Annotated in this window: 12 protein-coding genes; 1 reads left to right on the forward strand and 11 read right to left on the reverse strand. The window is 63.0% G+C overall.

All coding sequences use genetic code 11. From position 1 onward, the window contains the following. Positions 1 to 1116 precede the first annotated feature (1116 nt). The 9 genes from recQ to uxaC all read right to left on the reverse strand — a co-directional run bounded on the left by recQ (position 1117) and on the right by uxaC (position 10369). Positions 1117 to 2955, reverse strand: coding sequence for a DNA helicase RecQ (gene recQ, locus X756_RS160975; RefSeq protein WP_023728678.1), 1839 nt, complete (start codon positions 2953 to 2955; stop codon positions 1117 to 1119). A 264-nt stretch (positions 2956 to 3219) separates the two neighbouring features. Further along, positions 3220 to 3558, reverse strand: coding sequence for a cupin domain-containing protein (locus X756_RS160970; protein ID WP_023728679.1), 339 nt, complete (start codon positions 3556 to 3558; stop codon positions 3220 to 3222). A gap of 10 nt (positions 3559 to 3568) precedes the next feature. Beyond that, positions 3569 to 4336, reverse strand: a complete 768-nt coding sequence (gene kduD / locus X756_RS160965) for a 2-dehydro-3-deoxy-D-gluconate 5-dehydrogenase KduD (RefSeq protein ID WP_023728680.1) — start codon at positions 4334 to 4336, stop codon at positions 3569 to 3571. After that, the gene (gene kduI / locus X756_RS160960) at positions 4333 to 5190 is read right to left on the reverse strand and encodes a 5-dehydro-4-deoxy-D-glucuronate isomerase (protein WP_023728681.1); all 858 of its coding nucleotides are present in this window, start codon (positions 5188 to 5190) and stop codon (positions 4333 to 4335) included. Before kduI ends, kduD begins: the two co-directional genes overlap by 4 nt. Before the next feature lie 23 nt (positions 5191 to 5213). Continuing rightward, a complete protein-coding gene (locus X756_RS160955; RefSeq protein WP_023700229.1) occupies positions 5214 to 5990 on the reverse strand; it encodes a FadR/GntR family transcriptional regulator in 777 nt (258 codons plus the stop codon). A 38-nt stretch (positions 5991 to 6028) separates the two neighbouring features. Next, positions 6029 to 7309 (reverse strand): TRAP transporter large permease, encoded by a 1281-nt coding sequence (locus tag X756_RS160950; protein ID WP_023684106.1) that lies wholly within the window; start codon positions 7307 to 7309, stop codon positions 6029 to 6031. After that, on the reverse strand, positions 7310 to 7777 hold the full coding sequence (locus tag X756_RS160945; protein ID WP_245264453.1) for a TRAP transporter small permease: 468 nt from the start codon (positions 7775 to 7777) through the stop codon (positions 7310 to 7312). It lies immediately after the preceding gene. Positions 7778 to 7943: 166 nt separating this feature from the next. Beyond that, positions 7944 to 8921, reverse strand: a complete 978-nt coding sequence (locus tag X756_RS160940) for a TRAP transporter substrate-binding protein (protein ID WP_023728683.1) — start codon at positions 8919 to 8921, stop codon at positions 7944 to 7946. 38 nt (positions 8922 to 8959) lie between these two features. After that, positions 8960 to 10369, reverse strand: coding sequence for a glucuronate isomerase (gene uxaC / locus X756_RS160935; RefSeq protein ID WP_023728684.1), 1410 nt, complete (start codon positions 10367 to 10369; stop codon positions 8960 to 8962). A gap of 175 nt (positions 10370 to 10544) precedes the next feature. On the opposite strand from uxaC, the gene X756_RS160930 reads away from it, so the two are divergent. Beyond that, positions 10545 to 12053 (forward strand): mannitol dehydrogenase family protein, encoded by a 1509-nt coding sequence (locus X756_RS160930; protein ID WP_023728685.1) that lies wholly within the window; start codon positions 10545 to 10547, stop codon positions 12051 to 12053. Positions 12054 to 12081: 28 nt separating this feature from the next. Here the strand turns inward: X756_RS160930 and lepB are convergent, their stop codons facing one another. Together lepB and X756_RS160925 are read right to left on the reverse strand one after the other, a co-directional pair. Continuing rightward, positions 12082 to 12828, reverse strand: coding sequence for a signal peptidase I (gene lepB, locus X756_RS24845; protein ID WP_032892998.1), 747 nt, complete (start codon positions 12826 to 12828; stop codon positions 12082 to 12084). A 525-nt stretch (positions 12829 to 13353) separates the two neighbouring features. After that, positions 13354 to 13761 (reverse strand): F0F1 ATP synthase subunit epsilon, encoded by a 408-nt coding sequence (locus tag X756_RS160925; RefSeq protein WP_023668674.1) that lies wholly within the window; start codon positions 13759 to 13761, stop codon positions 13354 to 13356. Between the last annotated feature and the right edge of the window lie 63 nt (positions 13762 to 13824).

Below are 13824 nucleotides of genomic sequence, written 5' to 3' on the forward strand. Positions count from 1 at the left end.
GCCCTTCTGCTCAGATCGATCCCTTGCTTGCTCCATGGCATGCGCTTGACAATCGACTGATTCGCAACCCTTCGGGAATATAAGTATTTCTGTTAACTTAGGGATAATCGGCAGCAGGAACTAGATTTCAGACGCTCAATTGGCACGAGCAAAATCGCGTTTTTCATGCTTTCAGAATGACTTGCTCGCGTGCTGGCGGTTAACCGGCACCAACTTCTCCGATTTCCTTGCCTCTACGGCTGGGTAGCGCAATAGGGTTAATTGCGCGATTGCTAATATGCCTATATCTTAGGCGGCGCAGGGGGCCTCATATCTCCCCGCAGTGGCCGGTGCGGTGAAGCCCCACAAGCATGCCCAACCTGCACCGGCCATTCCCTATGGCTGGGTATGGTCTTCGCGCTCGGCAACTTTTCCAAGAGCTTCCGTGAAGCCTCTAGGACGCGTCGCGTTTCGGCGATGGTCGATTGCAGGGAGTCCAGTTGGCTCTCCGCTCGGAGCTGGCTACGGCGGGCGCTTTCAATGAACTGGTGGTCAGGTTCCCACCGGTCTTTCATCGGGCTTAGCCTCTCTGCAGACGAACGAACTTGTCGAGATGCAGGCGTATCCGCTGGCCCTCAGCATAGGACAGCGCAAACGGTTCAATCACGAATGATCGGGTAATTTCCTGGTCTTCCTTGGCCACACGAACGGACCATCCGCCGCCGGTTCGACCACTTCCACGCAAGGCAATGCTTTGCGGATTGGACCCACGTTTCCACCACAGCCTCTATACGAAAAGCAATGGTAACCTCGAGTTTTATACTCCCGTCGAACGCGGGTTTTCAACAACAAAGATGGTCTGAATCATACCATTCGGGTCAGCGGATAGCGGCTGCCGACGTAGCGTCTCCAAGGCCGAGAAAACCGCCATCCGCGCGCAACAGCGGGTTTCCATAGTCACGGCTACATCCGAAGAATCGACCGCATAGATTCAGGAATGTGTGTTGTCGTCACGGTTCCATACAATTTAGAAGGCCATTCCCCTACGGCAGGGTAGCGCCAAAATGAAAGGATAAGCGGGCGGGCAAGTTGAAGGCGTACTGATGCCGGATCGGGCTTTGGTCCAGCAAAACCCTTTCAGCCTGGCGTCTCGGAAAGGTGCGCGGCAATGGCGCTCAGAAAAACCTTGCCGAACTCCTTGAGCTTGGCGGCGCCGACGCCATTCACCCCGGCGAAATCGTCGAGGTCTTGCGGACGACGCTCGGCCATGTCGATCAGTGTACGATCCGAAAACACCACATAGGCCGGCACCTGGCGTTCCTTGGCCAGACGCAGCCGCAGCGTCTTCAGCGTCGCGAGCAGCGACGCATCGACATTTTCGCTCTGGGGGCTCTGCCCGGCGCGAGCCGCACGGCGCGCGGCGCGCGTGCGCATCTCGACCCGATACTGGAACGGCACCTCGCCCCGGCCCAGTGCGTGGCCCTTGTCCGCGATGGCCAACCCGCCATGGCCGGCCGGGTCCGGCATCAGGAAACCGTTCGCGATCAGCTGGCGAATCATAGATTGCCAAAAATCCTTCTTGTGCGCGGCGCCATTGCCGAAGGCTGCCAGCCTGTGATGCCCCCTTGCCGCGATCTTTTCAGTCTCGTGGCCGATCAGGATGTCGATGACATGGCCGGCGCCGAAGCGCTCGCCGCTCTGCGCCACCGCCGCCAGGATGAGGCGCGCCTCGGCGGTGCCGTCGGCGCGCGGCGCCTGTTCCAGGCAATTGTCGCAATTGCCGCAAGGGACCGCCTCTTCACCGAAATAACCGAGCAGCACTTGGCGGCGGCACTCGGCCGTCTCGCAATAGCCGATCAGCGTATCGAGCCGGCCATGCGAGCGGCGCTTGTGTTCGACGGCGGCGTCCTCGTCGTCGATGAACATGCGGCGCATGCGGATGTCGCCAAGGCCGTAAAGCATATGCGCCTCAGCCGCCCGCCCGTCGCGACCGGCGCGGCCGATTTCCTGGTAATAGGCTTCGAGGCTGCCCGGCAGGTCGGTGTGGAAGACATAGGCGACATCAGGCTTGTCGATCCCCATGCCGAAGGCGATGGTCGCCACCATGACGACGCCCGACAGCGTCATGAAGGCGTTTTGATTCGCATCGCGCGCCTCCTTGCTCATCCCGGCGTGATAGGCGAGCGCGGTCACGCCGTTCTTTTCGAGAAACGCCGCCATCTCTTCGGTCTTCTTGCGCGACAGGCAATAGACGATGCCGCTGCGTCCCTGATGGCGCCCGATGAAATTGAGCAACTGCCGCTTGCTGTCCTGCTTGGGCTCGATGGCAAGCTTGATGTTGGGCCGGTCGAAGCCAAGCACCTGTGTTTCGACACGCCCGCCAAACAGCCGCGTCTCGATGTCAGCGCGCGTCGTCTCGTCCGCCGTCGCCGTCACCGCAATGATCGGTACGTCGGGAAAGATGCCACGCAGCTGCGACAGGTCTTCATATTCGCGCCGGAACGCCGGCCCCCACTGCGAAATGCAATGCGCCTCGTCGATGGCGATCAGGCTGACATCGAGCCTGGCAAGCGCATCCAGCATCCGCTCGGTCATCAGCCGTTCCGGCGCGAGGTAGAGCAGCCGCGTCTGGCCCGACGCGACGCGGCGCCATGCCGCGACATTGGCATCACGGTCGATCGAGGAATTGATCGTATCGGCGGCGACGCCGGCGAGGCGCAGTGCCGCGACCTGATCCTGCATCAGCGCCACTAGCGGCGAAACGACAATGGTCAGCCCACCCTTGACCAGCGCCGGAACCTGGTAGCACAGCGATTTGCCGGCACCCGTCGGCATGACGGCCAGCACATGGCGGCCGCCAAGCAGCGCCTCCATCACCGCGGCCTGTCCGGGACGGAAATCGTCGAAGCCGAACACGTCCTTGAGGACGCGCCGTTTGGGATCGTGCGTCGGCACGCTTGTCGTCGATATCTGCATCACTGATGTTTTTGCGATCGGCCGCCCGAAGCAGCGGCGTGGACAGAACGATTAGCGCAGCCCCTGCGTGACCACAACAAGCAGCAGCAACACCCCACCGGCGATCGACCTGATTGGCATCGTTAAACCTATCTTCACCATGTTGCGGCACCGTCCAACCCTGCGGCGATGTTTCGAGTACCGCTGCGCCACGAGCGCACAGGCAACAGCCCGCGCCTCCCCAGGAGGCGCGGGTTTCCTGTTTCTGGAATTGCCGAAAGAGGTTCAGGCCAGGAAATCGGCGCGGTGCGGGGTAAAGCTGTCGACCAGGCGCCCGGCCTCCAGCGCCTTGACGCCGTGCACCAGATTGGACGGCACGATGAAGCTGCCGCCGGTCTCGATGGTCGCGGTGCGGCCGTCGATGGTCACCTCGAAGCGACCTTCGGCGACATAGCTGGCCTGGACATGCGGGTGCGAATGCAGTGCGCCGACGCCGCCCTTGTCGAAGCCGAACTCGACCATCATCAGCTCATCGGTGGAGACGAGAACGCGGCGTCTGTTGCCGTCCGGCGTCGGCGTCCAGGCGCTCTCGCCGGGCTGTGCGAAAATCTTATGCTCGATCATGACCATCTCCTCATCGCGCCAGCCAGCCGCCGTCCACGGGAACCACCGCGCCATGCATATAGTCGGACGCTGGCGCCAGCAGGAACACGGCGGCATCGCCTATGTCTTCCGGCCCGCCCCAACGTCCCGCCGGAATGCGCGCCAATATAGCGGCACTGCGGTCGGGATCGGCGCGCAACCCCTCGGTGTTGTTGGTTTCGATATAGCCGGGCGCAATCGCGTTGACGTTGATGCCTTTTGCCGCCCATTCGCAGGCCAGCAGCCGGGTTATGCCGAGCGCGCCATGTTTCGACGCGGTGTAGGACGCGACGCGGATGCCGCCCTGGAAACTCAGCACCGAGGCGATGTTGACGATCTTGCCGCGCCGCCTCGGGTTGGTCAGCACGCGCCTGGCAAAACCTTGGCTGAGAAAGAATAGCGTCTTCAGATTGACGTCGATGACGTCGTCCCAGTCGGCCTCGGAGAAATCGACCGCATCGGCGCGGCGGATGATGCCGGCATTGTTGACCAGCCCGTCGATCGGGCCGGTCTTTTCCCAGACCTGGTCGAGCATCGCCTTGGCGGCCGCATGGTCGGCAAGATCGCATCGCACCGCCTCGAACTGGCCACCGGCTTCCGCGACTTGTCTTTCCGTGTCGTCCATCGCCGAGCGGCCGACACCGATGACGGTGCCGCCGGCGCGCGCGATCGAGCCGGCGATGCCCTGGCCGATGCCGGTGTTCGCGCCGGTGACCAGGACGCGCTTGCCGGCCAGGCTGAAGGAGGAAGGGCCGCTCAACGCAGTTCGCCCAGCGGCACCGGGTCGACATCGGTGTAGTCGACATTGTCGCCGGCCATCGCCCAGATGAAGGCATAGTTCGAGGTGCCGGCCCCCGAATGGATCGACCAGCCCGGCGACAGCACCGCCTCCTCGTTAGCCATCACCAGATGCCGCGTTTCGTCCGGCTCGCCCATGAAATGGAAGACGCGCGCCGTCTCCGGCAGGTCGAAATAGAGATAGGCCTCCATGCGCCGGTCATGCACATGGCAAGGGATAGTGTTCCACACCGAGCCCGGCGCCAGTTGGGTCATACCGACCACCAGTTGGCAGGTCTTGACGCCATCGGCATGGATGAACTGGAAGATGGAGCGTTCGTTGCAGGTTTCCTTGCTGCCGAGATCGAGGCGCTTGGCATCGCCAATGCGGATCAGCCGGCTCGGATGGGTATGATGCGCCGGCGCGCTGAGCAGGTAGAATTTGGCCGGTGCGCCCGCGTCGGCCGACGCGAACGACACGTCGGTCCTGCCCATGCCGAGATAGAGCATGTCACGTGCCTGCAACTGGTGGGTCTCGCCATTTGCCGTCACCGAGCCGGCGCCGCCGATGTTGACGATGATCAGCTCGCGGCGGTCGAGAAAATTCTTGGTCCCCGTCGGCTTGATCGCCTCCAGCGGCAGCGCTGTCCCTTCCGGCACGGCGCCGCCAACGATCATGCGGTCATAATGGGTGTAGGTCAGGCTGATGCGTCCCTGCTGGAACAGGTCGTCAATATGGAAATTGTGACGCAGTTCGTCGGTGCCCATGGAAGCAGCGGCGACCGGGTCGATGGCGAAACGCGAGGTGAAATCGGTATGCGGGTGACTTTGAGTCATTGCTGCTCCAGCTGAATGAATGGCTATTTGGTTGCCGACGCCTTGACCGAGTCGGCGTAGTAGACCTGGCGGGCGTGCAGCCGCTCGCGGTAGCGCTCTTGGCTGGCGGTGAGATGAGCGCGCATCGCCTCGCGCGCGGCTTCGGCGTCGCCTGAGGTGATCGCATTCAGGATCACCAGATGCTCGCGTTGCAGCCCTCGCTGATAGCTGTCGGATTGCACCAGTTCGGTCGACCAGGGCGAGGTCACGTCGCAAGGAATGGCGCGGCGTCCGAGCACATCGAGCATCTCGACATAGAACGGGTTGTTGGTGGCGCTGGCGATTGCCCGGTGGAAGGCGAGATCGGCCGGACCGGTCGGCTCGCTGTTGAGAAGCAGCCGTTCGAATTCGAAGAACGCTTCCTGGATCGCTGCTTCCTGCGCGGCGTTGCGGCGAATGGCGGCGAGCCCGGCCGATTCGATTTCGACGGCCAGGCGCACTTCGAGCACATTGAGCGCGATGGAATCCTTGCTGCCCATGTCGGCGGCGAGCGCGCCGAACATCGTTGAGATGTGCTCGGTGACGAACACGCCTGCGCCCTGGCGCGCCTCGACCAGCCCGTCGGCGGCGAGCTTGGCCAGCGCTTCGCGGATGACGGTGCGGCTGACGCCGAAGGTCTCGGTCAGTTGTCCTTCGGTCGGCAATTTGTGGCCGGGCAGGATCTCGCCCGCCTGCAGCTGCTTGCGGATCGCTGCGACGACGGTCTCCGACAGTTTGGGTTTTCTCTCGACCCTGAGATCAACAGCGCTATCCGATGCCATATCGCACCCCTGTTTGAAGACGTCTATTTGAAGACGCCCTATTTGAACACGCTCGGCAACCAGAGCGAAATCGCCGGAATATAGGTCACCAGCCCCAGGACCACGATGCCCGCGCCATAGAACGGCCAGATCGAGCGCATCGCTTCCCAGACCGTAATCTTGCCGACGGCACAGGCGACGAACTGCACCGTGCCGACCGGTGGCGTGTTGAGCCCAATGCCGAGATTGAGGATGGTGATGACGCCGAAATGCACGGGGTCGACGCCGTAATGGGTGACCAGCGGCAGGAAGATCGGCGTGCAGATGATGATCATCGGCCCCATGTCCATGAAGGTACCGAGCAGCAGCATCAGGACGTTGAGCAGAAGCAGCACCACCAGCGGGTCGGTGGAAATGGCGTTCATGCCTGCGATCAGCAGCACCGGCACTTTTAGATAGGCCATCAGCCAGCTGAACGAGGCCGCCGTGCCGATGATCAGCAGCACCATCGAGGTCGTGCGCACCGCGCCCTTTGTGGCATGGACGAAATCGCCCCAGGCCATCGACCGGTAGACGAAGACGGTGACCAGCAAGGCGTAGATGATGGCGATGCAGGAGCTTTCCGTCGCCGTGAAAATGCCCGAGCGAACGCCGCCGAAGATGATGCCGATGAGCAGAAGTCCGGGGATGGCGATGACCGCCAGCTGGCCGACACGCGAGAAGCCGGGAAAAGCCTCGACCGGGTAGCCGCGGCTGCGGGCGACGAAATAGGCGGTGACCATCAGCGAAGCGGCGAACAGCAGGCCGGGCAGGATGCCGGCGGTGAACAGGTCGGCAATCGAAATCTTGCCGCCGCCGGCGATCGAATAGATGATCATGTTCTGCGACGGCGGCAGAAGCAGCGCGATCAGCGCCGCCATTGAGGTGACGTTGACGGCATAGTCGGCGCCGTAGCCGCGCGCTTTCATCTGCGGGATCATCAGCCCGCCGACGGCAGCGGCTTCCGCCACAGCCGAGCCGGAAATGCCGCCGAACAACGTCGCGGCGATGATGTTGACCTGACCGAGCCCACCGCGGACATGACCGACCAGCGAGCCGGCAAAGGAAACGATGCGCTGCGCGATGCCGCCGCGCACCATCAGGTCGCCGGCAAAGATGAAGAACGGGATCGCCATCAGCGAGAACGCCGACATGCCCGACTTCAATTGCTGGAACACCACCAGGGGCGGCAGGCCGAGATAAAGCACGGTGGCGAAGGACGCCGCACCCAGGCAAAAGGCGATCGGCGTGCCGGCAAACATCAAAAGCGTGAAGACGCCAAACAGGATCCAGAGTTCCATCTAGGCCTCCTGCACGGCCGGCATTTCCGGCACTTCTTCGAGATTGATATCCTTGTCGATGTCGGCGCCGGACCAGCGCAGCGCGATGCGTTCGGCCGAGAACAGGCTGATCAGAAAGCCGCCGCCAACCAGCGGCAGATAGTCGAAACCGCCGGGAAGTTCGAGCGCCGGGATGACAGTGTGCCAGGTCAGCCCGACCAGCTTGCAGCCGTACCAGACCATGCCGAAGCCGAAGCCGAACGCGATCAGGTCGGACAGGGTGCGCAGCGCCCATTTGCTGCCCTTGGGCAGGATATAGAGCAGCACGTCGAAGCCCATATGGTAATTCTCGCGCACGCCGACGGCAGCGCCCAGGAAAATGAACCAGTTCATCAGCATGATGGCGGTGACTTCGGTCCAGCTCGGTGACGCGTTGAGCACGAAGCGGGAAAACACCTGGTAGGCAACAAGCGCGGTCATGGCGACCATCCCGATGCCCGCGAGATAGAGCGCGCCGTCGCAAATCTTCGAAAGCACCGCACTGAAGCGCGGTGGCGCTCCGCTCCTGGCCGTTCCCGCAGTCATCCGATCCTCCCGGTCTTTCCGTCGCCTAAAAGCGATTGGCGGGGCGGCGCCATGCCGCCCCGCCAGAAAATCACTTGGTCGCCTGGATGCGCGTCGCGAGGTCCTTGAGCTCCGGCGTCTTCAGATACTTGTCGTAGACCGGCTTCATCGCATCGATCAGCGGCTTCTTGTCGATCTCGCTGACCTTGACGCCGGCCTTCTCGACGATCTCTCGCGACTTCTTCTCCTGCGCGTCCCACAATTCGCGCATCTTGACGACGCTGTCCTTGGCCGCCTGCTTGACGATCGCCTGGTCTTCCGGCGTCAGTCTGTCCCAGCTCGACTTCGACATCACCAGCACTTCCGGCACGATCTGGTGCTGGTCGACGGTGTAGTGCTTGGCGACTTCGTAGTGCTTGGCGGATTCGAAGCTGGGCCAGTTGTTCTCGGCGCCGTCGATGACACCGGTTTCGAGCGCCGAATAGACCTCGCCATACGCCATCGGCGTGGCATTTGCGCCAAGCGCGTTGACCATATCGACGAACACGTCGGACTGGATGACGCGGAACTTCATGCCTTTCAGATCGGCGATCGAGGTGATGTCCTTCTTGGTGTTGTAGAAGGAACGGGCGCCGGAATCGTAAAAGGCAAGGCCGACCAGATCATGCGTCTCGAAGGCCTTGAGGATCTCGTCGCCGATCGGCCCGTCCATGACATGGCGCATGTGCTCGACCGAACGGAACATGTAGGGCAGCGACGGCACCGCGGTTTCCGGCACGATGCCGTTGAACGGACCCATCGAGACGCGGTTCAGATCGATGACGCCGGTCTGCGTCTGTTCGATCGTGTCCTTTTCCTCGCCGAGCTGCGCCGAATGATAGACCTCGACCGAATAGCGGCCGGCGGTGCGCTCCTTGATGAGCTCGCCGAGATATTTGACCGCCTCGACGGTCGGATACCCGTCCGGATGGGTGTCGGCCGAGCGCAGTACGGTCTGGGCGCCGGCAACGCCGATCATCAGCGAGCCGAAGGCGAATGTGGCTGCCATCAGTTTTGAAAAATGCAACATGACTGTCTTCCTCCCTTTTAAAATTCCACGCGCCCGGCTCACAGCCGGTACGCCTTCTTGGCAAGCGTGTAGGCAAGCTCCCGCGCCAGCTCATGCGCCTCGTCCTCACGCAGCCGGTGCTCGGCGACGAGACGGGCGAGAAAGGCGCAGTCAACCCGGCGCGCCACATCGTGACGGGCGGGAATCGACGGAAAGGCACGGGTGTCATCGTTGAAACCGACAGTGTTGTAGAAGCCGGCGGTCTCGGTGGTCATCTCGCGGAACCGGCGCATGCCTTCCGGACTGTCGTGGAACCACCAGGCCGGCCCGAGCTTCAACGCCGGATAGACGCCGGCCAGCGGCGCCAGTTCGCGCGCGTAGCTGGTCTCGTCGAGCGTGAACAGAATGATGGAGAGGTCGCGCTCCAGCCCGACGCAGTCGAGCAAGGGTTTGAGCGCCGCGGCATAGTCGGTGCGGGTCGGAATATCGAAGCCTTTGTCGCGGCCGAATTTTTGGAAAACACCAGGCGAGTGGTTGCGCCAGGAGCCGGGATGGATCTGCATGACCAGCCCGTCGTCGCGGCTCATCTTGGCCATTTCGGTCAGCATCTGGGCGCGAAACAGCTTGCGCTCGCGCTCGTCGTCCGAGCCGCGGCGGATGCGGTTGAACAGCTCTTCCGCCGCCGCATCGGAAAGATTGGCGGTCTCGGCCGTCGGATGGCCGTGATCCGACGAGGTTGCGCCGAAACTTTTGAAGAAGGCGCGGCGCTGGCGGTGCGCGTCGAGATAGCCGGCCCATGTGCCGGTGTCGCAGCCGGCGATCTCGCCCAGGCGATCGAGATTGGCCGAAAATCCTTCGAAGTCGGGATCGACGACGGCATCCGGCCTGTAGGCAGTGACGACGCGGCCCTGCCAGCCGCTGTCGCGGATCGTCTTGTGCCATTGGAGATCGTCGAGTGCGCCCTCGGTCGTCGCGATGACCTCGATGTTGAAGCGCTCGAACAGCGCGCGTGGGCGATAATCGTCGCGCTGCAAAAGCGCCGCGATGGTGTCGTAATGGCGGCTAGCGGTGCTGGCGTTGAGCGGCTCTTCGATGCCGAACAGATGCTCGAGCACATGGTCGAGCCACAACCGCGTCGGCGTGCCGCGGAAGAGGTAATAGTGCTCGGCGAAGCGCCGCCAGATCGCCTTGGGATCGGTCTCGACCGGCGAGCCGTCGAGGGTCGGGACGCCGAGATCTTCCAGCCGCACGCCCTGGCTGAACAGCATACGGAAAATGTAGTGGTCGGGCACCACCAGCAATTGCGCGGGATCGGGGAATGGCTCGTTGAGCGCATACCAACGCGGATCGGTGTGGCCGTGCGGGCTGATGATCGGCAGGTCCTTGATGCCGGCATGGAGATCGCGCGCGATCGACAGCGCGCGCCCTTCGGCGGCAAAAAGCAGATCCGGATCGGTCAGTCCCGCCACGTCGTTCCTCCCAGGGGCGATATCGGTAGGATTGGAAAGAAATAATGTCAACATACAAAAACTTGATTGTTGTATGATGACTTTTAACCGGCGTCAGGTCATTGTGCGGCGGAAGAGCGGATGTTACGCCGCTAGCAGATCCCGCCCCGCACACCATCCAGCGACAAGCCGCGCCATGACCAGCAGACGCCTTTCCAACGCAACAGTGCAATCCTTGCCGGCCTCGGTCGCGGTCCCCCCCTATGATCGCGCCAGTGTCGCCCCAGGCATCGTCCATCTCGGCGTTGGAGCCTTCCACCGTGCCCATCAGGCCGCCTATGTCGATGACTGCCTGGCGGCCGGCGACACCGGCTGGGGCATTGTCGGCGTCTCGCTGCGCAGCCCCGACACGCGCGATGCGCTGACGCCGCAGGACGGGCTCTACACGCTGGCGGTGCGCGGCAGCGATGGTGAAGCGCTGCACATTATCGGCTCGATCCAGTCGATGCTGGTCGCGCCGGAAGACCCCGGCGCGGTGCTGGCCGCGCTGACCGACCCGCGCACCCGCATCGTCACCCTGACCATCACCGAAAAGGCCTATCTCCGGGCGGCCGACGGCAGCCTCGACGAAAACCATCCCGATATCGTCCACGATCTGGGCAATCCCGGATCGCCCAGGACCGCGCATGGATTCCTGGCGGAAGCGCTGGCGCGACGCCGGGCCGCCGGCACGCCGCCCTTCACCGTGCTTTGCTGCGACAACCTGCCGGCCAATGGCGCCACGCTGCACCGGCTGCTGGTCGGGTTTGCAAAACTGCGCGATGCCGGCGCTGCTGCTTCAGGCGACGCTGCCCTCGCCGGTCATATAGCCGGCGACGTTGCATTCCCATCGAGCATGGTCGACCGCATCGTGCCGGCAACCACCGATGCCGACCGGGCGCGCATCGCGGTCGAACTCGGCCTCGAGGACGCCTGGCCGGTGATGACCGAACCGTTCCGGCAATGGGTGATTGAAAACAGGTTTCCAGCCGGCCGCCCGGCCTGGGAGAAATTCGGCGTCACCATGGTCGAGGATGTCCGGCCGTTCGAGGACATGAAGCTTCGGCTGCTCAACGGCGCCCATTCGGGCATCGCCTATATCGGCCTGCTCAGCGGCCACGTCACCGTCGACCGCGCCTTCGCGGATCCCGCGATCCGCGCGTTCGTCGACCGGCTCTGGGCCGAGGCCATCCCGACATTGCCTGGGGATGCCGGGCTCGACACGTCAGCCTATACGGCCGAACTTGCCGAACGTTTCTCCAACACCGCGCTGGCCCACCGCACCGCGCAGATCGCCAATGACGGCAGCCAGAAATTGCCGCAACGCATTGTCGCTACCGCCATCGAGCGCATCCAGGCCGGCCTGGTCCCGGAGCATCTGACGCTGGTGATCGCCGCCTGGATCGCCGCCTGCGAGGCGCGCGGCAAGGACCTGCCGGAAGCCCACTTTACCGATCCGCTCGACGCGGCGCTGGCGGCGCTCGACGAACGACGGATGCTGGAACGAGTAGCGGCGGTGTTCGACTGGGCCGGCTTCGCCAGCGGCAAGCCCGAGCGGCAGACGCTGATCGAACTGGTCGCCGCTCATCGCGAGCATATCCTGCAAGGCGGGATCGTGCTTGCGCTCTCAGCGCTCGGCATACCGGAGCCGACAAACGTAGGCTGAAGCTGGTCCGGAACCGCCCATTTCAAGCCTATTGTCCCGCCGGAGCGTCCAGCCTCTGCCGCGACGAATACTCCGTGCCTTGCGAATTCCAGAACAGTCGCACTGCCTTGCCGACCAGGTTTTCGGCAGGAACGAAGCCGACACTGAGCCGGCTATCGGAGGAATTATCCCTGTTGTCGCCAAGCACGAAATAGTGGCCTTCGGGCACGTCGAACACCCGCGTGTTGTCGGTTATTGAATTGTCCGTAAGACTGATGACGGAATAGGAAACGCCGTTGGGGAGGGTTTCACGTTGCAGTCTGGCGCTTTGGGGAGAGTCCTCGGAGCTGTACGGACCAACATCCTCGAGTTTGACCGCCACACCATTGATGCGAAGGATTCCGTCGACCATCTGGATTTTGTCGCCCGGCAGTCCAACGACCCGCTTGACGTAGTCGATGCTCGGATCCGCTGGAAATTTGAACACCACAATATCTCCGCGCTTCGGCTCGGCGGCAAAGATCCGGCCTTCGAAGGGCAGCAGCCCAAGAGGAACACTGTAGCGGCTGTAACCATAGGCAAACTTCGAGACGAAGAAATAGTCGCCGAGTTCCAGCGTTGGTGTCATGCTGCCTGCCGGGGTCGAAAACGGCTGGAAGAGGAATGTGCGGATCGCTAACGCGGCTCCGTAGGAGGTCAGCACGGCCAACAGCAGCACCGAAAGGCCGTGTGAATACCACCGGTTCGGTCTGTATCGTGACGCGAAAGGCACGACGAGCGCTACCCACAGGACCATGAGACCTAAACTGGAGAGATCCACCAGCCAGGCGAGATCGACCCCCGGCAGAACCGGGAATCCCACATATGTCAGCGCAATGCTTATGGCGCTGATCACCACCAGGCTGGCAACCGCCGGCCGGCCGGCGCCGATCCAAAGGAACCCGCCGAACGGACCGCCAAAGGCCGCGATCAGCGCCGTCGTCCACCGGGATCGCGAGGCCGCTTCCGGTTGCGTTGTCTGTTCCGTCATCGGCCACCCCAAATCGATAGACAGCCGGACTGTCGAACAACCAGAAAGCAGGGGCAAGCCCCGATCCGACTGTACCGCCGCAGCCAAATCGCGGTTCCGCCGGCGCCATCGCCTAATACAAGCTCATCTCGCCCTGACTGGCAGCCGGCATGCCGCCACCCGATCTGATCATGCTGGCTGCCCGCCCTGAAATCCCGCCAAGGCCCTGCGCCTATGCGAGACGATCCAGGATGGCGGCCGCAACAAAAAAGCCGGGCTGAGCCCGGCCTTTTCTTCAAGTCATTCTGCGGCTTACGCCGGCAGCAGCGCGCCTTCGAGCGTGGTAAGCTGGCTAAGGAACTGCTCCGCCTTGCTGCGGCTCTGGTCGTCCTTGGCGTCGGCGGCGTCTTCCTTGGCTTCCTGGATGCGGCGGGCGAGATCGGCGCGGTCGATATCGCCGACGGCGACCGCCGATTCGGCGAGCAGCGTGCAGCCGGCAGGGACGATGTCGGCAAAGCCGCCGAACACCACATAGCGCTCTTCCTTGCCGCCGGCGGTCTTCAGCGTGACGACGCCCGGCTTGATCGTGGTCATGACTGGCGCATGGTGCGCCATGACTGTCATTTCACCTTCGGCGCCTGGAATGACGACGGACTCGACCTGCTCGGAAACCAGGAGGCGCTCCGGCGAGACCAGTTCGAACTTGAAAGCTTCAGCCATGTCAATTTAGTGAGTAGGGAATAGTGAGTAGGGAGTAGGGAGAGGACAGCTGTCCTGATCACC

The sequence above is a fragment of the Mesorhizobium sp. LNJC405B00 genome, from assembly GCF_000502615.1.
Lineage (GTDB): Bacteria > Pseudomonadota > Alphaproteobacteria > Rhizobiales > Rhizobiaceae > Mesorhizobium.

What these genes read in the sequence shown, in the direction of transcription:
- recQ (WP_023728678.1), bottom strand. Translation starts at nt 2,955, where the DNA reads ATGCAGATATCGACGACAAGCGTGCCGACGCACGATCCCAAACGGCGC.
- X756_RS160970 (WP_023728679.1), bottom strand. Translation starts at nt 3,558, where the DNA reads ATGATCGAGCATAAGATTTTCGCACAGCCCGGCGAGAGCGCCTGGACG.
- kduI (WP_023728681.1), bottom strand. Translation starts at nt 5,190, where the DNA reads ATGACTCAAAGTCACCCGCATACCGATTTCACCTCGCGTTTCGCCATC.
- X756_RS160955 (WP_023700229.1), bottom strand. Translation starts at nt 5,990, where the DNA reads ATGGCATCGGATAGCGCTGTTGATCTCAGGGTCGAGAGAAAACCCAAA.
- X756_RS160950 (WP_023684106.1), bottom strand. Translation starts at nt 7,309, where the DNA reads ATGGAACTCTGGATCCTGTTTGGCGTCTTCACGCTTTTGATGTTTGCC.
- X756_RS160945 (WP_245264453.1), bottom strand. Translation starts at nt 7,777, where the DNA reads ATGGTCGCCATGACCGCGCTTGTTGCCTACCAGGTGTTTTCCCGCTTC.
- X756_RS160940 (WP_023728683.1), bottom strand. Translation starts at nt 8,921, where the DNA reads ATGTTGCATTTTTCAAAACTGATGGCAGCCACATTCGCCTTCGGCTCG.
- X756_RS160930 (WP_023728685.1), top strand. Translation starts at nt 10,545, where the DNA reads ATGACCAGCAGACGCCTTTCCAACGCAACAGTGCAATCCTTGCCGGCC.
- lepB (WP_032892998.1), bottom strand. Translation starts at nt 12,828, where the DNA reads ATGGTCCTGTGGGTAGCGCTCGTCGTGCCTTTCGCGTCACGATACAGA.
- X756_RS160925 (WP_023668674.1), bottom strand. Translation starts at nt 13,761, where the DNA reads ATGGCTGAAGCTTTCAAGTTCGAACTGGTCTCGCCGGAGCGCCTCCTG.